We start from the raw sequence: 22,605 nt of genomic DNA on the forward strand, positions 1-22,605 counted from the left end.
AAAAAACCGCAGGGTGGGCAAAAAAACTAACAGCGGCGTTATCATCAGGGCTATATTGTTGATAACCTGCTGTAAGGAGAAATGTCGTGGATTATCGTAAAATTATCAAAGAGGTAGGGCGCGGGAAAAATCATGCCCGCGATCTGGACCATGAAACCGCGCGTGCGCTTTATACCCGCATGCTGGAGGGCGACGTCCCCGACCTGGAGATGGGGGGCATTCTGATCGCGCTGCGTATCAAAGGCGAAGGTGAAGCGGAGATGCGCGGCTTCTATGAAGCTATGCAGGCGCAAACGCTGCGCTTAACGCCGCCGGTGGCAAAACCGATGCCGATCGTGATCCCGAGCTACAACGGCGCGCGCAAGCAGGCAAACTTAACCCCGCTGCTCGCTATCCTGTTACACAAGCTGGGGTTCCCGGTGGTGGTGCACGGCGTCAGCGAAGATCCCACCCGCGTTCTGACGGAGACCATTTTCGGGATGCTGGGCATCGAGCCTACGCGTCATGCCGGCCAGGCGCAGGCGAAGCTGGATGGCCATCAGCCTGTTTATATCCCGGTCGGCACGCTCTGCCCGCCGCTGGAAAAGCAGCTCGATATGCGCTGGCGCATGGGGGTGCGCAACAGCGCACACACGCTGGCGAAACTGGCTACGCCGTTTGGCGAAGATGCCGCCCTGCGTCTTTCCAGCGTTTCGCATCCGGAATACGTGGCGCGCGTGGGGCAGTTCTTTGAGGCTATTGGCGGAAGGGCGTTACTGATGCACGGCACGGAGGGTGAGGTTTATGCGAACCCGCAGCGCTGCCCGCAGGTGATGCTGATTGATTCTGCCGGAACGCGTGCCGTTCTGGAACGCGGGGAAGAGAATGCCGGTGTGATACTGCCTGAGGCAAAAGATCCCCATACTACAGCCCACTGGATTGAGCAGTGCCTTGCCGGAAATGTTCCTGTTCCGCATTCGATCAAGCTGCAGATGGCCTGCTGTTTGCTGGCAACCGGAGAAGTGGAATCCGTCCAGGCCGGGCTTGAACGCGTGGCGCAGGCGTTTTAGACAAAAAAAAGCCCGTCCAGTGGCGGACGGGCAAGCAAGGGTAACAACAACAGGGTCAATGAGGGTGGAGCAGCTCACCAGAGGGTATGGCGAGGGTACAGCATTCGTTCAGTCGATTATTTGTAGATAACCGCGGTACCGCTCAGCTTGTTATTGCCGTTAGCGGAGGTAATGGTGTATCCGCTTGCACCGGCAGCAGCGGCTTTCTCAGCCAGTTTGGCTTCCAGGCCGTCCAGAGTGGTTGCGCCATCAGCACTTACCACACCGACTTTGTTCATGTTCTGTGCCTGAGTAGAAGAGACAGGCTCGACAGCGAAAGCGCCGAAAGACAGAGCGGACAGGGCAACAGCAGCTACAGCATATTTGATGGTTTTCATAATTAATCTCTCGCAGGTGTTTCTGTTAAGGGGACGATGTTCCGTCGATGTGATAAGTATCACGGTTTTTTGCGAGTGATAAAATCGAAGAGAATTGACGTGGTTGCTCAAAAAAATTGAATGACAAATAACTTATTGAATATTAATAAATTCAAAGCACCCCTTTACACTTCTTGCGGATGCGCTTTACAGAAGCGATACGAAGGGCACGTTTTGCTACGCGTCTGGCTAAAAACCGTGAGCGTAAAGGAACGCGCGCGCTCGGTTAGCTTTGGTAAAGCAAAGTCAACGTAACTGGCTGTCTTTCGAACCTCTGCGATTATATCCCGAGTGTGATGAATTTTTTGAATCTTTATGCTGCTGGCAGGTAATGCAAAGCCGTACGCCGGGAATGGCTTTTCGGCGCGCCTCCGGAATGGGTTCTCCGCATTCTTCGCATTCCGTTAAGCTTTCGCCGCGCGGAATTTCACCGCGGGCACGCGCAACCGCATCTTCAATTGTACTGTTGATCTGTTCGTTAACAGCGTCGTCATTTGCCCAGCCGGAAGCCATAGCGTCCTCCTGAAATTGGTTTAGGCCATACGTTTACTATGGGGTTAAAAAATGAACAATCAAGGCGAAGGGAGAAGAGAACTGCACCCGTTGGGCAGATGCAGTCTTGCGGAAGAGACAGGTTATTTATAAATGGTCGCAGTGCCGTACATATGGTCATCTCCGCCAGCGGAGTTCACTACGAATCCTTTTGCACCTTCCTGACGGGCTTTTTCGGCGAGCTTAGCCTGCAGATCGTCAAGGTTACTGGCACGGCTTACCGAAACGGTGCCTGCAGGACGTAGCTGGCTCGTATCGGTACTCTGGGTGAGTGACTGAACGGCCATGGCAGAGAAGGACGCGGTCGCCAGGGCGGCTGCGATAACAGCAAGGGTCAGGTACTTTTTCATAATCACATCCTCATGAGGAAACAACAGGTGATTCCCTTTAAGTTTAGAAGCCTGACTAGTGTGACTTAGCGCAAATATTTGATGATGATCTGCTTATTTTTTGAACAATGTAGATTGGCAATTCGCTGACGGATCATAAACATAAAGGTATTTGATTTATGGCTAGTTTTTGAGCGTCGCAGAGAAAGATTTACCGTTGGGCCTGCAAAGGGTATCTTACGCCGCTGTTTAAAGGAGAATGCCATGACTGCCCAAAAGCCGGGATTGCACCCGCGAAATCGCCACCGCAGCCGCTACGACATGAACGCGTTATGCCTGAGCTGCCCGCCGCTGCAGGACTATCTTGTTCAGACCCCAGCGGGTGAGCCCTCGGTCAACTTTGCTGACCCGCAGGCGGTTAAAATGCTGAACAAAGCCCTGCTGGCGCATTTTTACGGTGTGGCTCACTGGGATATTCCGGAAGGCTTTCTCTGTCCACCTGTGCCGGGCCGCGCTGACTACGTTCATCACCTTGCCGACCTTCTTGCCGAAGGCAATGAGGGTGTCGTTCCACAGCAGGCCACCATTCTGGATATTGGCACCGGGGCGAACCTGATTTACCCGCTGATCGGTGCGCATGAATATCAGTGGCGCTTTACCGGAAGCGAAATCGGTGACGAGGCCTTTGCCAGCGCCCAGGCGATTATCAGCGCTAACCCAGGATTAAGTCGCGCCATTCGCCTGCGTCGTCAGAAAGACGCGGCGTCGATCTTCAACGGCATTATTCACAAAAACGAAAGCTATGACGCCACGATGTGCAATCCGCCGTTCCATGATTCGGCGGCATCGGCCCGTGCGGGCAGCGAGCGCAAGCGCCGTAACCTGGGCCAGGCTGAAGACGCCGCGCTGAACTTCGGCGGACAGCAGCATGAGCTCTGGTGTGAAGGGGGCGAAGTGGCGTTTATCCTTCGCATGATTTCGGAAAGCGAACAGTTTGGCCGTCAGGTGAAGTGGTTCACGACGCTGGTTTCCCGCGGGGATAACCTGCCGCCGCTCTACCGGGCGCTGACCGAAGCGGGCGCCGTAAAAGTGGTGAAAAAAGAGATGGCGCAGGGCCAGAAACAGAGCCGCTTTATCGCCTGGACGTTTATGGACAATCACAAACGTCGCAAATAGCACTCCGTCGTAGGCCGGGTAAGGCGAGGCCGCCACCCGGCAACCAGGTTACAGCGTCGGCTCCTGCGGAGGGAGCGGCGATGCGGGCGGCGGCAATACCTGATAGGTCTGCACGGGCATCCGCACGTTCGCCAGATCAAAGTGTTTCTTCACCATGCTGTCGAGGGCAAAGCGCACCGTCCATTGCTTCAGCGGCTGGGTGGTGAACGACACGCGCAGGGTAAACGCCGTGTTCGTCAGCCCGACGATGCCGGCAAATGACGGCTCTCCGATCACCAGCCCGCGAATATCCTCCATCTCCATCAGTTCTTCTACCGCATCGCGCAGCGCCTGCTTCGCTTTATCTGCATCCTCGTGGCGATCCACATCGTAGTTCGCCACAACGGAACCAATCCCGCGCACAAAGTTGGCGAAGGTGGTAATCGAAGACCAGGGAATGATGTGGTAAGCCCCGGTGTCCTGACGCACGCCAACCGAACGGATGGACATCCTCTCCACGGTGCCGGTTAAAGGCCCGATGGTCACCAGATCGCCCGTGTTCATCCCGTTTTCAAACTGAATGAAGATGCCGGTAATAATATCCTTCACCAGCGTTTGTGAGCCGAAGGAGATAGCCAGCCCCAGGGCACCGGCACCCGCCAGCAGCGGGGCGATATTCACGCCGATTTCCGACAGCACGATCATGATGGTGATGGTGCTGATAATCACCGCCAGCGCGTTGCGGAACAGGGTTAACAGCGTTCTTGCCCGCGCGCTGGGCAGGGGCCTGCCGTGAATATCTGAGACCAGGCGGTTCTCAATAAGGCTCGCCAGCAGCGTCCAGCCGACGGCGGAGAAGAACAAAATCAGCGCGATGCGAATCAGGATATCGACCGTTTTTTCACCCGCACCGTTGTGCAGCCAGTTCCAGAAATCAAACAGGCTCCACGCATTCAGAAGCAGCATAATCGCCACGCAGACGGTGAGAATGCGCGCCACTTTGAGCGATACCGACATCCAGCCGTTTACCCGCTTTTGCAGTTCCGGGTAATTACGCTGCACCTGCGGCGACAGGGTGATGGTTTTCGAGATCCAGCGCGACAGCAGCCCCGACACAAAGGCCGCAATGCCAATAATGGCCAGGCTTTTGAACGTCGCCCCCATCATAAATTTCAGGCTATTGCCCGGGTCAAACAGCGAAAAGAAGCACAGTACGATGAAGTAAGCGCTTGCAAGCCAGTGCCACACCAGGGCGAACGCGCGAATAAAGAGGCTAAAGAAGGAGAGGGAGCGATCGGCCAGATTCAGCAGGCTTTGGGTAATGGTTTTTTTATTGTTGAAGATAAGGTACAGCGACCAGACGGTAATGCAGATCATGATCAGCACGTTTGCCAGCGCGCCAAACTGGACGTTCACCTGGTTGGAGATGATCGGCACGGCAACCAGCAGGCCGTAGCCAATCAGCCCGCTGAGCACGCTCAGACGCAGCGCCCAGTACTTCGCGCTCGCATCCCGAATGGAGAAGGGACGCAGCTCCGGCACGTGCGGACAAAAGAGTAACCTCAGCAGCGCCTTGAAGAACTCAATCAGGGCAAAGGCATTAAGGAAAAGCGACTGCTGGAAGGCGATGGTTTTGTTGCCTGCATTCAGCCTGTCGGCCAGCATCTGGCCTAAAAACAGCGTCAACGCCAGCAGCAGTAAATCGATGATAAACGCTGAGGCTATCATCAACGGCAGGTGCAGCCAGCTGCTTTTCTGCTGATTCTTCCTGCGTCCCCATTGCCCCATTTTGCGGTACAGCGGCCACGCGCACAGGCGCACCAGCCAGTAAAAAAGAAATACCGCACCCGCCAGCATCAGGAACTGCGTGGCGGCGGCAGTAAACGTTTGCGGGTTAAATGCCTTATGCGGTGAGCCAATCAGGTTGCGGTAAAGCTGAGCGAAGCGTGAGGAGAGCGCTTCCCCATAGTGGCGGCTCACGTCGGTGACGTTTTCCAGCACCGTTTTTTGCTCCTCAACCTGCGGAGGGGTGAGGGTTGGCACCGACTCCTGCGGCGGCGTGGCGGCGGCTTTGCGCAGCTGACCAATGAGCTCCTGTCGGGAAGTGTCGTTTTCAAGGACGTCGGCAAGCGCACCGTAGGCGGCTTTTTTCTGTTCAACATCGGGTTCCGGAGGCGGCGTACTTTGCTGGGTAGCGGTGTTTCCGGTGGTCACTCCGGGGATCGCGACGGCGAACGATGGCGCACTAAACAGGCTTATCAACAGCAACAGGATCCACGGCACGGCGTCCTCCGGTGAAAATGTCGAACAAAATGATAAGTATAGAAGTCGGGGCGCGGCGGGGGATTTTTGGGAACAATCTGGCGTAAAAAAGCCGGGCAAGCCCGGCTTACGTTTGAAGCGAACGATCAGGAGACGTGCTGTAGGAACTCCTGCAAACGCTGGCTCGGCGGGTTCGCGATCAGCTCCTGCGGGTTACCGTCTTCCGCGATGCGGCCTTTATCAATAAAGATCAGGCGGGACGCCACTTTTTCAGCAAAGCCGATTTCGTGGGTCACGATAACCATCGTCATCCCTTCTTCCGCCAGATCCTGCATGACCTTCAGCACCTCGTGACGCAGCTCCGGGTCGAGTGCGGACGTCGGCTCATCAAACAGCATCATTTTCGGTTTGACCGCCAGGGCGCGGGCAATCGCCACACGCTGCTGTTGACCACCGGACAGCTCGGAAGGGTAGTGGTGCGCACGTTCTGCCAGGCCAACTTTCGCCAGCAGATCTTTTGCCAGCGCTTCCGCCGCCGCTTTGCTGGCACCGCGTACGCGCAGTGGGCCAAACATCACGTTTTCCAGCGCCGTCAGGTGCGGGAACAGGTAGAACTGCTGGAACACCATGCCCGCTTCCTGACGAATCAGACGGTCGTCCACTTTCGGGTCGTTTACCTTCAGGCCGTCGACGATCAGATCGCCGCTGGTGATCTCTTCCAGCTTGTTGATGCAGCGCAGCAGGGTGGATTTACCGGAGCCGGATGGCCCAATAATCACCACTACTTCACCCTGTTTAATGTTCAGATCGATATTGTGCAGCACCTGGGTTGGGCCAAAGTGCTTGGAAACGTTTTTAAATTCAATCACAGGATTTTCATCCTTCTTTCAAGACGACGCAGAACGAAGCTCAGAACCAGAGTAATGATCAGGTAGACAACGGCTACCGCACTCCAGATTTCCAGCGCGCGGAAGTTGCCAGCAATGATCTCCTGCCCCTGACGGGTCAGCTCTGCCACGCCGATAACAATGAACAGCGACGTATCTTTAATACTGATGATCCACTGGTTACCGAGCGGCGGCAGCATGCGACGCAGCGCCAGCGGCAGAATAACGTGGCGGATCGTTTCGCGACGAGAAAGACCTAGCGCCAGACCGGCTTCACTGAAACCTTTATGAATCGACAGCACCGCACCGCGGGTGATTTCCGCAATGTAGGCGCCTGAGTTGATCATAATGGTGACGACGGCCGCGCTGAACGGGTCGATGCGCAGGTCGGTGAACGCCATAGGCAGGGCGAAGTAGATGAACATGACCTGCACGACAATAGGCGTGCCGCGGATCACTTCGATGAAAACCAGTGCGATGTGGTTTGCGATCCAGCCGCCGTAGGTGCGGGCGAAACCGGCGACAAGACCGATAATCAACCCACCAACCAGACCCAGGACCGAAATCCACAGGGTCATTTTAGCGCCTTCAAGCAAGATAGGAATGGCAGGCCAGATGGCGCTCCAGTCAAACTGCATGATAATTTCCTGTTACTGTTACCGTGTTTCAAAAATAGCAGGGGCGAAAGGTCGCCCCCGAGTGAACGTCATTTTTACGTCTTATTATTTAGGCTCGGTACCGAACCATTTTTTGTAGATTTCGTTATAGGTGCCGTTCTCTTTCAGCGTTTTCAGCGCGCCGTTAACTTTCGTGCGCAGGTCGTCGCTGCCTTTCGGGAATGCGATACCGTACTGCTGCGCTTCCAGAGACTCGCCAACGGCTTTGAACTTGCCATTACCGGCTGTCTTGATGAAGTACAGGATGTTAGGCGTGTCGTGCAGAACAGCGTCAGCACGGTTGGTGCCGAGTTCCATGTACGCGTTGTCGATGTTAGGGAACTGACGCAGGTCTTTGGTTTTGATATTTGCTTTCGCGTAATCAACAGAACCGGTGCCGCTCTTCACTGCCACCACTTTGCCGTCGAGATCTTTCACGCTTTTTACGTCGTTATTATCGGCTTTGACCATGACCAGCAGGCCGCTTTTGTAGTAGCCGTCAGAGAAGTCGATCGCTTTTTTACGTTCATCGGTAATGGTGATGCCTGCCAGTGCCAGATCAACGTTTTTGGTTTGCAGGGCCGGGATGATGCCGCTGAAGTCCATAGGCTTCAGGGTGTAATCCAGCTTGAGTTCTTTTGCGACAGCGGCCCACAGATCCACATCAAAACCAACGTATTTATCACCCTGTTTGAATTCAAACGGAACGAACGCCGTGTCGGTCGCCACAACCAGTTTGTCGGCAGCCTGAGAAGACACTGCAAAAGCCAGGGTAAGTGCAGCCAGTGAAACTTTTAATACAGACTTCATAGCATTTCCTTTTATATCCACGGGGCGATCCCCTGCGAGAACAGGTGGCACAATGAAAAAATCGTGCCAACTTTACAAGCTCTTGTTTTGCAAAGGGGATGATGTCATGCATTGCACAATTAATGGGGCAATGAGGCTTTGTTGCACCAAACTGGAGCACCGTTTTGGTGCGCTTCGTTTGGCGCAACTGACGGGGAGATATTTAGCGTAAATTCTGACGAAAAAACAATCTTCCGTTAACGGTTGTGTGAGGTGATTATTACATTTCGTTCACTTTTGCAGGTGTGCAGGCAAAAACTGTGCACCATAGATGTGCAAAACCCTCACCAATGGCACAGGTGACAGGCAGCTGAAATTGAAAGTGTCAAAACAGGCACTGAAAGAGAAACCTTCACTGCCAGAGTACTGATATGTCCGAGGGATATCTTGTGAGGTGCACGGCGTGGAGAAAATGGTGCTGACATCGCTCCCGCGGACAGCTATTACGGCGTGAGGCAACAAACGCCCCCGACCAGCAAGGCCGAGGGCGATTAAGATAGCAAAAACCGTTCTCCGGTGAATTGGCTGCGGAATCCAATAATTTCCCCTGTTAACCCGGAGGAAGGAACGTTAAATCAGCTCCATTAATTTGCTTTTTTTGGCCTGGAATTCTTCTTCCGAAATGATCCCGCTCTCTTTGAGTTCGGAAAGCTTTTTGAGCTGCTCATAGGGATCCTGGTGGGTCATAGCCGGTTCGGCTATTGGTGTTTCCGTCTTCACTCCGCGGCCAGCTTCAATCGCCTCAATCAGGGCGAGTTCTGCATCCTTGCTGAACATCTTAAATTCCAGATCGTCGTGGGAAGTATGGATCCGAATGACCCGGTGACCCAGCGTGGACTTGCGTTCAATCGACGTAATGGATTTTAACGGGATAGTCTCAATCACCTCGCCGAGAAAACCTTTACGGTAGAATGCCACTCGCTGGCCCGTAACGATCAGTACACCGTTGTGCTGTTTGTCCTTACCCTGTCCCATCACTTTGCCGATATAGCCTTCTCCCCACTGCAGAACGGCTTCACCAGGATTGAGATGGTTTGCTTCGAATTTGCTGACGTGTTTATTTTCTTTCATCAAAAAACTCCCTTTAAGAAGACCGATGCATTTGGCCTGCATCGGATTGAAGTCACTGCAAAATGAATCATCTATCATATTGCATACCCGGGATAACTGCACTTCTTGAAAGGCGATTGTGTACACGGTATTTACCGGATGATCTGCTTCAGACGCGGAGAGGTCAGCGAGCGGATGCGAAGAAAGAATCCTGCCGGCAGAATGAAGACGACTGCCACGTCTCTTCCAGTGCTGGCGCATAAGAGTGAATTACTCCCTAATTAGATCTTATTTTCTGATAATATGGCATTGTTTTTTAATGGATATATACAGTCAAAAGGATAACGATGAGCACTTTTCTTTCTTTAATCGCATTTATTTTGTTTGTGGCCTTTATTATTGGCCTGATTAAACCCTCGCTTGTCAAAATGCCCGGTCGTAAGCAATCCAGTGCCGTTTATCTGGGCGGTTTTCTGGGCCTCTGCGTAATCAATGCCATCCTGCTACCGGCCGACCGCAGTCCGGCCGTCGTGAAAAAACAGGATCAGCCGCAAAATGCGGATGTCTCCCCGCCGCCTTTCAAATATGCCGATAAAACCCTTACCGAGTATCGTAGGGAGCGTAAGGATACGCGACACAAGATTGTGGCTGCTTATATGGCATATCGTCAGGTGCCCGTCGCGTCAGAAGAGGGGTTTTATGCCTGCGTGAGCCAGAACAGCTACACCACGCAGGGTGATACACCGTTTGGCGTGATAGCGAACTGGTGTGTCACTGAATACCGTTCCAGTCCTGAGATGCTGGCAAAACGCATCAACTTCGATACATTCCAGGATAATTTTAGCGGTTGGAACGGGGCTTATCGTCCGTTAGAGGCCATGATCAAAGCCGACATGCATGATGATTCTTCCTACAAACACCTCTCCACACGGTATCATCTGGTTCTGACCGACGATCCGCATGCCATGATAGATACCACATTCCGTGGCACCAACGCCTTTGGTGGCGTAGTCAAAGAGACTGTCTCTGCGCGGGTAGATCTGCGAACCGGGAATGTTATTTCGATCGTTGAACAGTAAGGGCAGCAAGCTTCCTCGTCTGTTCGGGCGCGTGAAGGGCCAACAGCGAGGCTGCTTTTTTAACATTCATTGAAAATATGATTTTTATCATATGTCTTGCTCTCTTTTTTCGCCGAAAAATTAAGCATTAGCGTTTGGCGGCAGAGCGATTATGCGCTCTGCCGTTTTTTTATCCTCGACCCGACGTTAACACCTTGCTCAAGATCGCGTACTTGCTTATAGCGACGGACAGGCTAGTGCTGGAAATAGAGCGTCACCAGGAACCATCTCGAAAAAGCAGGAACATCTGCGTGGAAATCTGGAAGCGTTGTTCATAATAAAACGCCCCCGACCATGAAGGCCGCGGGCGGTTAAGATATCAAAAACCCTTTATTCAGTGAAACACAGTGCGGCTCCGCTTATGTGAACGGCATCGCGTCATGGCGAGGGTTTAATAGAGCAATTATATGAATTACTCGATGTTAGATTCGATAAACCACAGGAACTGATCCAGGTCGCGGGACGCGGCGGTGAAAATGTCTGCGGTATCTTCGTCTTTGGCTTCGCCAATGGCTTTGCGCACGTCATTGGCCACAATCGCGTAGCGGTCCGCCAGCTCTTTCAGGTGATCCTGAACGGTATGGATATCCAGCGGATAACTCTTCAGTGGCGTTTTGCTGTTGATCACCTGTGTGGTACCCAGCGCCACGCCTCCCAGCTGAACGGCACGTTCAGCCATCGTATCGAGGTGGGTAACCAGTGCTGTGCGGAAGCCATCCAGCATTTCATGAACGGCAATAAAGTTTGCACCGCGCATATTCCAGTGGGCCTGTTTGGTGATCAGCGAAAGATCGATGAACTGGATCACCTGGCGATTCAGCAACTCAATGGTCGCCTTTTTGTCGCTATCCGATACATCGTTACGGGTATAAAGCAGATTAGACGCTTTCGTTTTCACCAGTTTAGCGGTACTCATAATCTCATATCCTCTTGATGTTTATGTCCCAGGTAATTACGGAACTAAGTATAGCACCGGATTTTTTGCCTGCGGTTTGGCTGTGCCTATCGGTTTAATAGCGAGAAGGAGGTTTAGGTTTTAAATTATTGAAATAAATAGATAATTTTTAAATTGATACAGATCAATCTTAATTGCTGGATGGGGATGTAAACGCAGAGGGATATTTCGAAAATAGCGCAAAGTGTGTAAGAAATTATAACGTCTGTCTTTCTGGCCTTTATCTGCATGGCGTGGAAGCCATGCAGAATATATGGCCTTAGCTGATATCCACTTTCTCAACTTTAGGTTCCGGGCGCATGGTGAGCGTCGAGCCCATTGATGCCGCGATAATCGAGCAGAGCGCCAGCGTCTGGGTCAACGTGAGGGTTTCGCCGAGAAACACCATTCCGGAAATGGCGGCTAGCGCAGGTTCCATGCTCATCAGCGTGCCAAATATGCGCGTCGGCAGACGCGTAAGGGCAATCATCTCCAGAGAGTAGGGGAGTGCGGTAGAGAGAATCGCGACCGCCAGTCCTATGGGCATGACCGACCATTGCCAGATAGATTCGGTTGCCTGCGCCATGCCGATGGGCACAAAGACGATAGCAGCGATCAGTGACCCCAACGCGACGGTCGCCGGACCGTGCTCTTCTCCTGCACGCTGTCCCGTGAGTATATAGACCGCCCAGCAGGCACCAGCACCCAGCGCCAGGGCTGCGCCCGTCAGATCAATCTCAGCGACGCTCTGGCCCAGCGGCAGCAGGAACCATAAGCCCAGAACGGCTAACACGACCCAGATAAAATCGACCGGACGTCGCGAGGAGAAAAGCGCCACCGCCAGCGGGCCGGTAAACTCCAGCGCGACGGCGATCCCCAGCGGTATCGTCTGAATAGAGAGGTAGAACAGATAGTTCATTGCCCCAAGGGAGAGTCCATAAAACAGCAGGGGTAAACGCTGCTCCTTCTTGAAGCGCAGACGCCAGGGTTTGAAAATGACCACCAGTATCGCCGTGCCCAGCACGATACGCAGGGCAGTCACCCCGGGTGCACCGACCAGCGGAAAAAGTGATTTTGCAAGCGAAGCACCGCTTTGAATGGACAACATGGCAATGAGTATGACTGCGACCGGCAACCAGACCGACGACGTGCGGGATAACCCAGGCATCCTTTCTCCTGTCAGCTTATGTCAAATGAGGTAAAGGTTGCAGTGTAAAGGAAATAAGCGGCTACGGTTGAGGCGCTGTTGAAAAAAAACTGCGTTAAATCCGTAAAATGATTAAGCGCTGGTGGATTTATCGCCTGATAGATTAGGAATAATCTGGATGAATGTAACGGCGCTTGCGCGCAATATTCGCATTTAGTAGTGAAAATTGCATGTGATTTGAAAGAGATAGCTGATGCTGGAAACGTTCTGTTACAGGAAAGGTTTCATTAGACATCACGAATCACAAAGAGTTTCGCAAATTTTTTTGATATATTTAAAACTTACGGACTTACTTGAAGCACATTTGAGGTGGTTATGAAAAAAATTGCATGTCTTTCAGCACTGGCCGCTGTACTGGCTGTTTCCGCAGGTACCGCTGTAGCTGCTACTTCTACTGTTACTGGTGGTTACGCTCAGAGCGACTATCAGGGCGTGATGAACAAAGCTAACGGTTTCAACCTGAAGTATCGCTACGAGCAGGACAACAACCCACTGGGCGTGATCGGTTCTTTCACCTACACCGAGAAAGATCGTTCTGAAAACGGCGCATACAACAAAGGCCAGTACTACGGCATCACCGCTGGTCCAGCTTACCGTCTGAATGATTGGGCGAGCATCTACGGTGTTGTAGGTGTTGGCTACGGTAAATTCCAGCAGACTGAAAACCAGAGCGAAAGCCGCACTGCAAGCAACAGCGACTACGGTTTCTCCTATGGCGCAGGCCTGCAGTTCAACCCAATCCAGGACGTTGCTCTGGACTTCTCCTATGAGCAGAGCCGTATCCGCAACGTTGACGTTGGCACCTGGATCGCGGGCGTAGGTTACCGCTTCTAATCACTCCGGTGATTAAATAAAAAATCCGCCCATTGTGGCGGATTTTTTTTGGCTTTTCCCTCTCCCCGTGGGAGAGGGTCAGGGTGAGGGCATCAGACCGCTACTTACTCTTAATATCGAAAATATCCGTACCCAGATGGTTGTAGTCAACTTTCTGTAACTTGAAGTTAGTAACGTACACTGGGGGAGCTTTCTTGTTAGAGACAAACGGGTAAGCCGTTTTTATCTGCTCGGCCTTAATCCCCGTCCACTGCGAGAAGAACTGCAGGAAATCATTTGCCGAACGGCGCGCTTTAATCACGCGATGCGTTTTATCATCACTCGACAGCACCATAAACGGCACCTGGAAGTTCTGCTGGAACTTGTCATCGTGCGCCAGGTACTGCACCTCTTTACCGCGCTCTTTAAACGCCAGCCCGTGATCCGAGAAATAGACCATGGAGAAGCTGTCGCCCGTATTGCGTAGCTGATCGTACAGCTTGCTCAGCAGGTCGTCGGTTTGCGTCATAGTGTAGAGATAGCAAGACGTCTCTTTGGACTGCACGAACTCCGCGTACTTTCCACCGGTCCGATCGCAGGCCTGCGGGTGCGACCCCATCAGGTGCAGGACGATCAGCTGAGGCTGGGTGCGCGGCGTGGCGAACACCTGTGCCGTCATTTTCAACAGCGCTTCGTCTTTGGTATTTTTGTCGGCTTCAAAGTCGCCGTTCTTCAGGAACTGCACTTCGTCGGCACGTTTGGCGATACTGGCGATGGCCGTATCATATTCGCCAATTTGCCCCTGATTGGAGAACCACCAGGTCTGATAACCCGCGCGGTTTGCCAGGGTGACAAAATTATCCTGATACTGAGGTTTGCCGTCGACGACCCGGTTAAGCGTCAGGCCGAGCGATTTCTGCGTCGAGCCGCTGGCCGCGACATAATCGGTAAACAGCGTGCCTTTGACCGAACTGGCAAACGGTGTGTTATCCCAGTGTCCACCGAAGGCTCCCATTGCATCGCGACGGGCACTTTCCCCAATCACCACCACATAGGTGTGATATTTCGGCTTAACGGCCAGCACGTTCCAGGTGTCTTTCATATTGGAAAGCTCCGCCATGCGCGCCTGTTCGTCGAGAACCTCTTTATTATTGACAACGACGTCTTTCACGAAGCGGAAAACCGGATAGCCGATATTGGTGAGCCTGAGCTTACCGTCCCAGGGAATATTCTGGATGGGGGCGACAAACGCCACGGCAACGCTGAACACCAGACAGAGTATTTCGATCTTACCCCAGGATTTTTTCTCTCCCGGCTGACGGCGGATGGCGATAACGCCCAACGCGAAGATAAAGATCCCGACCACGTAGCTGTACCACGGGAAGATCGTCAGGATCTCCGTTGACTCTTCCATATTGGTCGAGTGCAGCGCCAGCAGGGTATTAAAGTTTGGCGCGCCGTAAGCCTGGCCAAACGGGAAATAGAGTGCAGCGACCAGCGAGCAGATCCCGATTAACGCTTTTTGCACGCGCGGTGCGGATCGCCACAGCACATGCAGAACGCAGGTGAACGCCACCGCGTAGAGCAGACTAAAGGGATAACCCAGCGCAAAGTTAATCAGTAATGACTGCAAAAAGTAAAAACCCGTCCACGAGCTTAAGGCCCGGCTGCGGGTCACAACGGTATCTATCAGGGTTACATTCATAGGTCACTATCATGGATGAAAACGCCATGTGCTCACCCTGGCGTCAAGGGTCATAACCTGCCTGACAGTGCGTGGAGAGGGAATGAGGGTCCGCTTCAGCGAGCCGCAAATTGTGCAGGGCTGCAAGAAGATAGTGCGAGCGCTAAATAATATCAACAGTTGCTAAGCAGATGTTTTGCGAAGGGGATTGCAAATCCGTAAAAAAGATCGGGAATAAGGCGGCTGGAAGCCAGTTTACAGCGAGATTGTGACGGGAAAATGAAGCGGCGTACCGCAACGCCGCTTAGTGGGAAGGTTTGTCGTCCTGATGCGGTTTGTTGTTAAACATATCGCACAGCATGTTCAACAGCATTAAGCGCACTTTAAAGGGAGAGTGGGTAAACACGGTCATGCACCTCTTGAATTCGTTCATAAGACCTCCTGAGTTTTGATCCCTTCGATCCATGAAGGGTGACTGCATTACATACAGATATAGCACAGGCTATATTGTATAGCTACGGCTATTTCGTTAATTTTTTGTGCTTGCGGAGCTATGGTTTACAATGTGCGCTCTCCAAACCGGGCGCTGGAAGCGTCACCCCACTGAGGAAGTACAATGAACCGTCGCGCAGGTCATCCGACAATAAGGAAAACGACGCAACTGGTGAATGTTGAAGAACATGTCGAAGGTTTTCGCCAGGTCCGTGAAGCGCACCGGCGTGAACTGATTGATGATTATGTTGAACTCATTTCCGATCTGATCCGTGAGGTTGGTGAAGCGCGCCAGGTCGATATGGCCGCCAGGCTGGGGGTTTCACAGCCAACTGTCGCTAAAATGTTAAAACGCCTGGCCTCCGTGGGCTTAATTGAAATGATCCCCTGGCGCGGTGTTTTTCTGACGCCTGAAGGGGAGAAACTCGCGCAGGAGAGCCGCGAGCGCCATCAGCTTGTCGAGAATTTTTTACTGGTGCTGGGCGTCAGCCCGGAGATTGCCCGCCGGGATGCGGAAGGAATGGAACACCACGTGAGCGAAGAGACGCTGGTGAAGTTTCGCGAATTTACCCTTAAATATGGTTCCTCCGCTGAATGAAAATCCCCGGACTACAGGCCCTGGCACGCGATCGTTTCTTCCATCTCTTATTAATCATTGGCGCAGCGTTAAGCCTCTTTGTGCCGTTTGCGCCACATGCCTGGCCCGCCGCAATTGACTGGCGCACCATTATTACCCTGAGCGGCCTGATGATGCTCACCAAAGGGGTCGAACTGAGCGGCTACTTTGACGTTCTTGGCCGCAAAATGGTGCGCCGCTTTGCCACCGAGCGCAGGCTGTCCCTGTTTATGGTGTTCTCCGCCGCGGTGCTGTCGACGTTTCTAACCAACGATGTGGCGCTGTTTATCATCGTGCCCCTCACGCTCACGCTGCGTAAGCTTTGCGAGATCCCGGTCAGCCGGCTGATCATCTTTGAAGCGCTAGCCGTCAATGCAGGCTCGCTTCTGACGCCAATTGGCAACCCGCAAAATATCCTTCTGTGGGGACGGTCCGGGCTGTCGTTCGCCGCCTTTACCTGGCAGATGGCCCCTCTGGCGCTGGTGATGATGCTGTCGCTGCTGGCGGTATGCTGGTTCGCGTTTCCGGATAAAAAGCTGCAGTACCACAGCGGCACAACCGGCCCGCAGTGGCAGCCGCGTCTGGTGTGGAGCTGTCTCGGTTTGTACATTGTCTTTCTGTTCGCGCTGGAGCTGAAGTATGAGCTGGCGGGCGTCCTGCTCGTTGCCGCGGGGTTTGTCGTCCTGGCGCGTCGCGTGCTGGTGAGCGTGGACTGGACGCTGCTGCTGGTCTTTATGGCGATGTTTATTGATGTGCATCTTCTTATCCAGCTTCCGGTGCTGCAAAACGTTCTGCACAGCGTCAGCACGCTGTCTCAGCCGGGACTGTGGCTGACGGCGATTGGCCTGTCGCAGTTTATCAGCAACGTACCGTCCACCATTCTCCTGCTCAACTATGTTCCGCCCGATACGCTTCTGGCCTGGGCGGTCAACATCGGCGGGTTTGGGCTGCTGCCCGGCTCGCTGGCAAACCTGATTGCCCTGCGTATGGCCAACGACCGTCGTATCTGGTGGCGTTTCCACGTCTGGTCGATTCCGATGCTGGTTTGGGCCGCGGCGATCGGTTTCGGAATATTCCTTCTCATATAGTGCGCAATTTGTCAGTTTTTCCTGGCAAACGTATAGCAACGTCCTAGCTTTAGTGAACGGCATAGTGTGATGCCGCTCACTGACAGGACCGTTGCTGAACTATGGCTGAAGATCAAAACCCGCCTGCTGACGAGCAGGACAAAAACAATAATGAGCGTAAGCGCCCGGGCAAGAAACCGTTAATTATCCTCGGCATTGTCGTGGTGGTAATGGTGGTCGTGGCGCTGGTCTGGTGGTTTTTAACCCGTAACGAAGAGACGACCGACGACGCCTTTACCGACGGCGACGTGGTGACGATTGCCCCCAAAACGGCGGGCTACGTTACCGAGCTGCGAGTGCGCGATAACCAGCGCGTGAAAAAGGGCGATCTGCTGGTGGTTATCGATCCGCGGGACACCACCGCGCAGCGCGATCAGGCTCAGGCCCAGCTTGGGCTGGCTATCGCGCAGCTGCATCAGGCCCAGGCGCAGCTGGCGCTTTCAAAAGTCCAGTATCCCGCCCAGCGTGACGAAGCCAAAGCGCAGGTGCTGAAAGCGCAGGCCGATCTGGCGAACGCGCAGGCAGAGTACCGTCGTCAGCGCGGCGTCGACCCGCGTGCGACCACCCAGCAAAGCATCGATTCCGCGAACGCACAGCTGCGTAGCGCACAGGCAGGGCTGGCCAGCGCTCAGGCGCAGCTGGAAGTGGCAGAGCAGGTTCAGCTGCAGATTCGCCAGCAGGAAACCAACGTCGAAGCGCGCGAGCGTCAGGTCGATCAGGCTAAAGCGCAGCTGGAAACCGCCAACCTTAATCTCTCCTATACCGAAGTCCGCGCCCCGTTCGACGGCGTTGTCACCAAACGCAACGTGCAGCCCGGCACGCTGGTGCAGGCGGGAACGGCGCTGTTCTCGCTGGTTTCCCCGAACGTGTGGGTGGTCGCGAACTTTAAAGAGTCGCAGCTCGAGCGCATGAAGCCGGGCGACAAGGTCACCGTGTCCGTCGACGCGTGGCCGGATATGGAGCTTGAGGGGCACGTAGACAGTATCCAGCAGGGCAGCGGCTCGCGCTTCTCCGCCTTCCCGGCAGAAAATGCCACCGGTAACTTTGTCAAAATTGTGCAGCGCGTGCCGGTCAAAATCGTGATTGATAAGGGCCTGGATCCAAACAAACCGCTGCCGCTGGGGCTGTCGGTTGCACCGAAGGTGACGGTGGAATGACGGATCACAGCCACGACAGCTGGAAACCCGCCAGCAATCCGTGGGCGGTGGCGATTGTCGTCACCCTGGCGGTATTCATGGAAATTCTGGACACCACCATCGTAAACGTGGCGCTCCCCCACGTGGCAGGCTCGCTCTCGTCCAGCTATGACGAATCCACCTGGGTGTTAACCAGCTATCTGGTCGCGAACGGTATCGTGCTGCCCATCTCGGCGTTTCTGAGCCGGGTGTTTGGTCGCAAGCAGTTCTTCCTGATTTGCATCGTCATGTTCACCGTCTGCTCGTTCCTGTGCGGGATTGCCACCGAGCTGTGGCAGATAATCCTGTTCCGCGTGATGCAGGGTTTCTTTGGCGGCGGGCTGCAGCCCACGCAGCAGTCGGTGCTGCTCGACTACTTCAAACCCGAAGACAGGGGCAAAGCGTTTGGTCTGTCCTCCATTGCGATTATCGTTGCGCCGGTGCTCGGCCCGACGCTGGGCGGCTGGATCACCGACAACTATTCCTGGCGCTGGGTGTTCTTTATTAACATTCCGGTGGGGATTGTGACGGTGCTGGCGATCTACCAGCTGCTGGAAGATCCGCCGTGGGAGAGCAAATCAAAAGAGAAGCTGACTATCGACTGGACGGGGATCGGCCTGATCGCGCTGGGGCTGGGCTGTCTGCAGGTGATGCTCGACCGGGGAGAAGATGAGGACTGGTTCTACTCGAACTTTATCCGCACCTTCGGCGTGTTGACGCTTGTCGGCATTATCGGCGCCATCTACTGGCTGGTTTATGCCAGAAAGCCGGTGGTGGATCTGCACTGCATGAAGGACCGCAACTTTGCCATCTCCAGCCTGCTGATGGCGGGGATGGCGATGATCCTGTACGGCAGCTCGGTGGTGATCCCGCAGCTGGCGCAGCAGGACCTGGGCTACACCGCTACCTGGTCGGGGCTGGTGCTGTCGCCCGGCGCGGTGCTGATCGTGTTAACCATTCCGCTGGTGCTGAAGCTGATGCCGGTGGTGCAGACGCGCTGGATTATTGCCTTTGGCTTTACCTGTCTGGCGGTGTCGTTCTTCTGGTCGCGCACGCTGACGCCGGATATCGACTTCGAAACGCTGGTGCTGTTCCGCAGCGCCCAGTCAATTGGGCTGGGGTTCCTGTTTGTGCCGCTGACCACCATTGCCTTTATTTCGATTCCGAGACGGCTCAACGCCGATGCGGCAGCGCTGTTTACCATGTTCCGCAACGTTGCGGGCTCGATTGGGATATCGCTCTCGACGGCGGCCATCACCGAACGCGCGCAGGCGCACAGCGCGCATCTGGCGTACCACGCCTCGCCGCTTAACGAGCAGTTCCAGCAGGCGATACGCGAAAGCGCCCAGGCGATCCAGAACTTCACTACCCAGGTGGGCGACCCCACCTGCATCGCCACCGGACGCATGTACCAGACGATGATCGAGCAGTCGCGCTTCCTGGCCTACATCGACGTATTCACCATTCTGAGCGCGGTGGCTTTGTTACTGATTCCGTTTTGTTTGTTGCTCTCGCCGGTTAAGAGCGAGGGGAGTGCAGGAGCACATTGATGATACACAGACGTTTACACCCCCTGATGATAATGATGCTGCTGGCGGGATGCGCCGTCGGGCCGGACTACCAGCAGCCTGCGCCGCCCGCCGTTACGCACTGGAACGATAAGGGCGACAGCGCGGTGAAATCGCAAACTACTTCCGCCGCGACTAACCCGCGCTGGTGGAAGACCTTCGGCTCGCCGCAGCTCGACAGCCTGGTTGAGCGCGCCATCGCCGGAAACCTGACGCTGCAGCAGACGGTGCTGCGCATCGCCGGGGCGCGAGAGCAGATTAACCAGGCGGGCGGGGCGTTTTATCCGTCGGTGAACGGCAATCTGCAGGCGACGCGCCAGCAGCTTGGCCTGGAAGGAGAGCTGAAATCCCATGGCGTGTATGACCAGGTGGATAGTATCGATCCAAACCTGAAGGGCGCGCTGGGGCCGCTGACGCAGCCGATTAACCTCTACCAGGGCAGCTTCGACGCCCAATGGGAAATCGACCTGTGGGGCAAGGTGCGTCGTCAGGTGGAAGCCGCCGAAGCGCAGCAGAAAGCCGCCATCGAGCAGCGTAACGACGCGCTGGTGTCGCTGGAGGCCGAAGTGGCGCGCGCGTGGCTCCAGCTGCGCGGGGCGCAGAGCATTATCGCCACGCTGAACACCCAGATTAAAAGCGCGCAGCAGACGCTGGATCTCACCGAAAGCCGCCAGCGCGGCGGGCTGTCACCGCAGATGGATGTGGAAAACGCCCGGGCGCAGTTAGGCAACCTTGAGGCCCAGCTTCCGCAATATCAGGCGCAGGAGCGGCAGGCGATGAACGGCCTGTCGATCCTGCTCGGCAAGCCACCTGGGGCGCTGGATGCGGAATTGCAAAGCGTGCAGCCGATGCCGGCCCTGCCGGATATTGTGCAAACGGGCATTCCGTCCACGCTGGCGCGACGCCGTCCGGACGTGCGCGAAGCGGAGGCGAACCTCCACGCCGCGACGGCGCAAATCGGCGTCTCGGTGGCTGAGCTGTTCCCGAGCTTTACGCTCTCCGGGCAGTTTGGCCTGCGCAACAGCGAAACCAACTGGCTGACCGACTGGAGCAGCCACTTCTACAGCTTCGGCCCGCAGGTCTCTATTCCCATCTTCCAGGGCGGTCGACTGGTCTCCAGCGTGAAGGTGGCGCGCGCGCAGCAGGGGGCGGCGGTGCTGGACTATCGCCAGACGGTGCTGACCGCGCTCGGCGATGTGGAAAACGCGCTGGTGAGCTATCGCACCGACCAGCAGCGTGAAGCGGGTCTCGCAAAAACGATCGACGCCCTGCAAAACGCCTTTGATTTAGCGAGCGACAGCTACCGGCAGGGGATCGCCAGCTTTATCGACGTGCTGGACGCCCAGCGTCAGCTGGCGCAGGCCCAGCAGCAGCGCGCACAGGCGCAGGTGCAGAGCGCGCTCGATCTGGTGGCGCTCTACAAGGCCCTCGGCGGCGGCTGGGAGCCGTATCAGCAGGTGCAGTTACCGAACTACAGCGTCTTTGGCGACGCCCCGCGCGGATAAATTCAGAGGATTGGGCAAGAAACGGACAGGAACACCACATTCGCGATGGCTGAGGGGCGGGTATAACTATCGGGTACCCAATCGACATGCGAGGAATAAGTTATGCGTTATCAAAAACTGGGCAACACCGGTCTGTTTGTTTCTGAACTGTGCCTCGGCACCATGACCTTCGGCGGCGAGGGCGGCATGTGGGGCAAGATTGGCCAGCTCCAGCAAAGTGAAGCCGAGCAGCTGGTGGGCCGCGCGCTGGATGCCGGGATCAATTTTATCGACACCGCGGACGTTTACTCGGAAGGGCGCTCGGAGGAGATCACCGGTCAGGCGCTGAAAAACCTGAAAATCCCGCGCGAGAACGTGGTGGTCGCCACGAAAGTGTTCGGCGAAACGGGAACGGCAGGGGTGAACTCGCGCGGCAGCTCGCGCTATCACATCATCAGCAGCGTGAAGGAGAGCCTGCGCCGCCTGCAGCTCGATCATATCGATCTCTACCAGCTTCACGGCTTCGATCCCGCAACGCCGATTGAAGAGACGCTCTACGCGCTGGATAACCTGGTGCAGCACGGCCACGTGCGCTACATCGGCGTCTCGAACTGGGCGGCGTGGCAGATTGCCAAAGCGCTCGGTATTTCTGAACGTCTTGGGCTGGCGCGTTTCGCGTCGCTGCAGGCGTATTACACCATTGCCGGGCGCGACCTGGAGCGCGAGCTGGTGCCGATGATGCAGAGCGAAGGCGTTGGGCTGATGGTCTGGAGTCCGCTGGCGGGCGGCCTGCTGAGCGGAAAATATGGCCGCGACGGGCAGAGCGAAGCCGGTGGTCGTCGTCTGGAGTTTGACTTCCCGCCGGTGAACAAAGATCGCGCCTTCGACTGCGTAGACGTGATGCGCACTATCGCCGAAAGCAAGGGCGTCTCCGTCGCGCAAATCGCGCTGGCCTGGCTGCTGCATCAGAAAGCGGTGACCAGCGTCATCATTGGCGCGAAACGCGTTGAACAGCTGGACGACAATATCGCCGCGACCGGGATACGCTTAAGCGAAGATGAGCTTAAGCAGCTTGATGCGGTGAGCGCGCTGCCGCGCGAATACCCGGGCTGGATGCTGGAGCGGCAGGGTGAATATCGCCGCAATCAGCTCGCGCAACAGTAATGCACTTTTCCCCGGTGG

At 55.2% G+C, this 22,605-nt stretch carries 22 protein-coding genes and 1 pseudogene; 11 read left to right on the forward strand and 12 right to left on the reverse strand.

The window, feature by feature from the left end:
* The first annotated feature begins 86 nt into the window (after positions 1-86).
* Complete coding sequence (ybiB, locus tag ACJ69_RS02535) at positions 87-1,049, forward strand: DNA-binding protein YbiB (protein WP_059346378.1); 963 nt, start codon at positions 87-89, stop codon at positions 1,047-1,049.
* Positions 1,050-1,165: 116 nt separating this feature from the next.
* Here the strand turns inward: ybiB and ybiJ are convergent, their stop codons facing one another.
* From ybiJ to mcbA, 3 genes are all read right to left on the reverse strand, one after another.
* Entirely contained in the window at positions 1,166-1,426 is a 261-nt protein-coding gene (gene ybiJ, locus ACJ69_RS02540) for a DUF1471 family protein YbiJ (protein ID WP_023310874.1), read from the reverse strand.
* A 285-nt stretch (positions 1,427-1,711) separates the two neighbouring features.
* Positions 1,712-1,978, reverse strand: coding sequence for a DksA/TraR family C4-type zinc finger protein (locus ACJ69_RS02545; RefSeq protein ID WP_033144995.1), 267 nt, complete (start codon positions 1,976-1,978; stop codon positions 1,712-1,714).
* 122 nt (positions 1,979-2,100) lie between these two features.
* On the reverse strand, positions 2,101-2,367 hold the full coding sequence (mcbA, locus tag ACJ69_RS02550) for a DUF1471 family periplasmic protein McbA (protein WP_029739809.1): 267 nt from the start codon (positions 2,365-2,367) through the stop codon (positions 2,101-2,103).
* Positions 2,368-2,610: 243 nt separating this feature from the next.
* On the opposite strand from mcbA, the gene rlmF reads away from it, so the two are divergent.
* Positions 2,611-3,522: a 23S rRNA (adenine(1618)-N(6))-methyltransferase RlmF gene (rlmF, locus tag ACJ69_RS02560; RefSeq protein WP_054830168.1), complete on the forward strand. Its 912-nt coding sequence runs from the start codon at positions 2,611-2,613 to the stop codon at positions 3,520-3,522.
* Between the two features lie 48 nt (positions 3,523-3,570).
* On the opposite strand, the gene ybiO is transcribed toward rlmF, so the two are convergent.
* The 5 genes from ybiO to ACJ69_RS02585 all read right to left on the reverse strand — a co-directional run bounded on the left by ybiO (position 3,571) and on the right by ACJ69_RS02585 (position 9,466).
* Positions 3,571-5,784, reverse strand: a complete 2,214-nt coding sequence (gene ybiO / locus ACJ69_RS02565) for a mechanosensitive channel protein (protein ID WP_059346380.1) — start codon at positions 5,782-5,784, stop codon at positions 3,571-3,573.
* A 125-nt stretch (positions 5,785-5,909) separates the two neighbouring features.
* Entirely contained in the window at positions 5,910-6,632 is a 723-nt protein-coding gene (glnQ, locus tag ACJ69_RS02570; protein ID WP_023310879.1) for a glutamine ABC transporter ATP-binding protein GlnQ, read from the reverse strand.
* The gene (gene glnP, locus ACJ69_RS02575; protein WP_014169254.1) at positions 6,629-7,288 is read right to left on the reverse strand and encodes a glutamine ABC transporter permease GlnP; all 660 of its coding nucleotides are present in this window, start codon (positions 7,286-7,288) and stop codon (positions 6,629-6,631) included. Before glnP ends, glnQ begins: the two co-directional genes overlap by 4 nt.
* An 84-nt stretch (positions 7,289-7,372) precedes the next feature.
* On the reverse strand, positions 7,373-8,116 hold the full coding sequence (glnH, locus tag ACJ69_RS02580; RefSeq protein WP_023310880.1) for a glutamine ABC transporter substrate-binding protein GlnH: 744 nt from the start codon (positions 8,114-8,116) through the stop codon (positions 7,373-7,375).
* A 609-nt stretch (positions 8,117-8,725) separates the two neighbouring features.
* Positions 8,726-9,466 carry an SHOCT domain-containing protein gene (locus ACJ69_RS02585; RefSeq protein WP_232248390.1) on the reverse strand — a complete coding sequence of 247 codons (741 nt, stop codon included), beginning with the start codon at positions 9,464-9,466 and terminating at the stop codon, positions 8,726-8,728.
* A gap of 86 nt (positions 9,467-9,552) precedes the next feature.
* On the opposite strand from ACJ69_RS02585, the gene ACJ69_RS02590 reads away from it, so the two are divergent.
* A complete protein-coding gene (locus ACJ69_RS02590; protein ID WP_054830170.1) occupies positions 9,553-10,284 on the forward strand; it encodes a hypothetical protein in 732 nt (243 codons plus the stop codon).
* A gap of 200 nt (positions 10,285-10,484) precedes the next feature.
* A pseudogene (locus tag ACJ69_RS25625) lies at positions 10,485-10,690 on the forward strand (IS4 family transposase); the annotation flags it as partial.
* Between the two features lie 45 nt (positions 10,691-10,735).
* On the opposite strand, the gene dps reads toward ACJ69_RS25625, so the two are convergent.
* Together dps and rhtA are read right to left on the reverse strand one after the other, a co-directional pair.
* Positions 10,736-11,239: a DNA starvation/stationary phase protection protein Dps gene (gene dps / locus ACJ69_RS02595; RefSeq protein WP_010428924.1), complete on the reverse strand. Its 504-nt coding sequence runs from the start codon at positions 11,237-11,239 to the stop codon at positions 10,736-10,738.
* A 298-nt stretch (positions 11,240-11,537) separates the two neighbouring features.
* Entirely contained in the window at positions 11,538-12,425 is an 888-nt protein-coding gene (rhtA, locus tag ACJ69_RS02600) for a threonine/homoserine exporter RhtA (protein ID WP_023334998.1), read from the reverse strand.
* Positions 12,426-12,779: 354 nt separating this feature from the next.
* On the opposite strand from rhtA, the gene ompX reads away from it, so the two are divergent.
* Positions 12,780-13,298 (forward strand): outer membrane protein OmpX, encoded by a 519-nt coding sequence (gene ompX, locus ACJ69_RS02605; protein ID WP_023310884.1) that lies wholly within the window; start codon positions 12,780-12,782, stop codon positions 13,296-13,298.
* Positions 13,299-13,398: 100 nt separating this feature from the next.
* Here the strand turns inward: ompX and ACJ69_RS02610 are convergent, their stop codons facing one another.
* Both ACJ69_RS02610 and mntS read right to left on the reverse strand, forming a co-directional pair.
* Positions 13,399-14,982 (reverse strand): phosphoethanolamine transferase, encoded by a 1,584-nt coding sequence (locus ACJ69_RS02610; protein ID WP_059346381.1) that lies wholly within the window; start codon positions 14,980-14,982, stop codon positions 13,399-13,401.
* A 283-nt stretch (positions 14,983-15,265) separates the two neighbouring features.
* On the reverse strand, positions 15,266-15,394 hold the full coding sequence (gene mntS, locus ACJ69_RS02615; protein WP_014831181.1) for a manganase accumulation protein MntS: 129 nt from the start codon (positions 15,392-15,394) through the stop codon (positions 15,266-15,268).
* Positions 15,395-15,577: 183 nt separating this feature from the next.
* On the opposite strand from mntS, the gene mntR reads away from it, so the two are divergent.
* The 6 genes from mntR (at position 15,578) to ACJ69_RS02645 (ending at position 22,587) form a co-directional block, all read left to right on the forward strand.
* On the forward strand, positions 15,578-16,051 hold the full coding sequence (gene mntR / locus ACJ69_RS02620; protein WP_029740613.1) for a manganese-binding transcriptional regulator MntR: 474 nt from the start codon (positions 15,578-15,580) through the stop codon (positions 16,049-16,051).
* Positions 16,048-17,157: an anion transporter gene (locus ACJ69_RS02625; protein ID WP_048976792.1), complete on the forward strand. Its 1,110-nt coding sequence runs from the start codon at positions 16,048-16,050 to the stop codon at positions 17,155-17,157. Before mntR ends, ACJ69_RS02625 begins: the two co-directional genes overlap by 4 nt.
* Before the next feature lie 101 nt (positions 17,158-17,258).
* The gene (locus tag ACJ69_RS02630; RefSeq protein WP_032661279.1) at positions 17,259-18,353 is read left to right on the forward strand and encodes an HlyD family secretion protein; all 1,095 of its coding nucleotides are present in this window, start codon (positions 17,259-17,261) and stop codon (positions 18,351-18,353) included.
* Entirely contained in the window at positions 18,350-19,921 is a 1,572-nt protein-coding gene (locus ACJ69_RS02635; protein ID WP_059346382.1) for a DHA2 family efflux MFS transporter permease subunit, read from the forward strand. The genes ACJ69_RS02630 and ACJ69_RS02635 overlap by 4 nt, the downstream gene beginning before the upstream one ends.
* Positions 19,921-21,444: an efflux transporter outer membrane subunit gene (locus tag ACJ69_RS02640; protein WP_054830171.1), complete on the forward strand. Its 1,524-nt coding sequence runs from the start codon at positions 19,921-19,923 to the stop codon at positions 21,442-21,444. The genes ACJ69_RS02635 and ACJ69_RS02640 overlap by 1 nt, the downstream gene beginning before the upstream one ends.
* Before the next feature lie 102 nt (positions 21,445-21,546).
* Positions 21,547-22,587, forward strand: a complete 1,041-nt coding sequence (locus ACJ69_RS02645; RefSeq protein ID WP_054830172.1) for an aldo/keto reductase — start codon at positions 21,547-21,549, stop codon at positions 22,585-22,587.
* The last annotated feature ends 18 nt before the right edge of the window (positions 22,588-22,605 follow it).

This window comes from Enterobacter asburiae, from assembly GCF_001521715.1.
GTDB lineage: Bacteria > Pseudomonadota > Gammaproteobacteria > Enterobacterales > Enterobacteriaceae > Enterobacter > Enterobacter asburiae.

Bases quoted from the DNA above. Each gene is read 5' to 3' on its own strand.
- ACJ69_RS02645 (WP_054830172.1), top strand. From the start codon at position 21,547: ATGCGTTATCAAAAACTGGGCAACACCGGTCTGTTTGTTTCTGAACTG.
- glnP (WP_014169254.1), bottom strand. From the start codon at position 7,288: ATGCAGTTTGACTGGAGCGCCATCTGGCCTGCCATTCCTATCTTGCTT.
- ACJ69_RS02585 (WP_232248390.1), bottom strand. From the start codon at position 9,466: ATGCGCCAGCACTGGAAGAGACGTGGCAGTCGTCTTCATTCTGCCGGC.
- ybiJ (WP_023310874.1), bottom strand. From the start codon at position 1,426: ATGAAAACCATCAAATATGCTGTAGCTGCTGTTGCCCTGTCCGCTCTG.
- ACJ69_RS02590 (WP_054830170.1), top strand. From the start codon at position 9,553: ATGAGCACTTTTCTTTCTTTAATCGCATTTATTTTGTTTGTGGCCTTT.
- ompX (WP_023310884.1), top strand. From the start codon at position 12,780: ATGAAAAAAATTGCATGTCTTTCAGCACTGGCCGCTGTACTGGCTGTT.
- glnH (WP_023310880.1), bottom strand. From the start codon at position 8,116: ATGAAGTCTGTATTAAAAGTTTCACTGGCTGCACTTACCCTGGCTTTT.
- ACJ69_RS02625 (WP_048976792.1), top strand. From the start codon at position 16,048: ATGAAAATCCCCGGACTACAGGCCCTGGCACGCGATCGTTTCTTCCAT.
- dps (WP_010428924.1), bottom strand. From the start codon at position 11,239: ATGAGTACCGCTAAACTGGTGAAAACGAAAGCGTCTAATCTGCTTTAT.
- rlmF (WP_054830168.1), top strand. From the start codon at position 2,611: ATGACTGCCCAAAAGCCGGGATTGCACCCGCGAAATCGCCACCGCAGC.
- mntS (WP_014831181.1), bottom strand. From the start codon at position 15,394: ATGAACGAATTCAAGAGGTGCATGACCGTGTTTACCCACTCTCCCTTT.
- ACJ69_RS02640 (WP_054830171.1), top strand. From the start codon at position 19,921: ATGATACACAGACGTTTACACCCCCTGATGATAATGATGCTGCTGGCG.
- mntR (WP_029740613.1), top strand. From the start codon at position 15,578: ATGAACCGTCGCGCAGGTCATCCGACAATAAGGAAAACGACGCAACTG.
- ACJ69_RS02545 (WP_033144995.1), bottom strand. From the start codon at position 1,978: ATGGCTTCCGGCTGGGCAAATGACGACGCTGTTAACGAACAGATCAAC.
- ACJ69_RS02635 (WP_059346382.1), top strand. From the start codon at position 18,350: ATGACGGATCACAGCCACGACAGCTGGAAACCCGCCAGCAATCCGTGG.
- rhtA (WP_023334998.1), bottom strand. From the start codon at position 12,425: ATGCCTGGGTTATCCCGCACGTCGTCGGTCTGGTTGCCGGTCGCAGTC.
- mcbA (WP_029739809.1), bottom strand. From the start codon at position 2,367: ATGAAAAAGTACCTGACCCTTGCTGTTATCGCAGCCGCCCTGGCGACC.
- ACJ69_RS02630 (WP_032661279.1), top strand. From the start codon at position 17,259: ATGGCTGAAGATCAAAACCCGCCTGCTGACGAGCAGGACAAAAACAAT.
- ACJ69_RS02610 (WP_059346381.1), bottom strand. From the start codon at position 14,982: ATGAATGTAACCCTGATAGATACCGTTGTGACCCGCAGCCGGGCCTTA.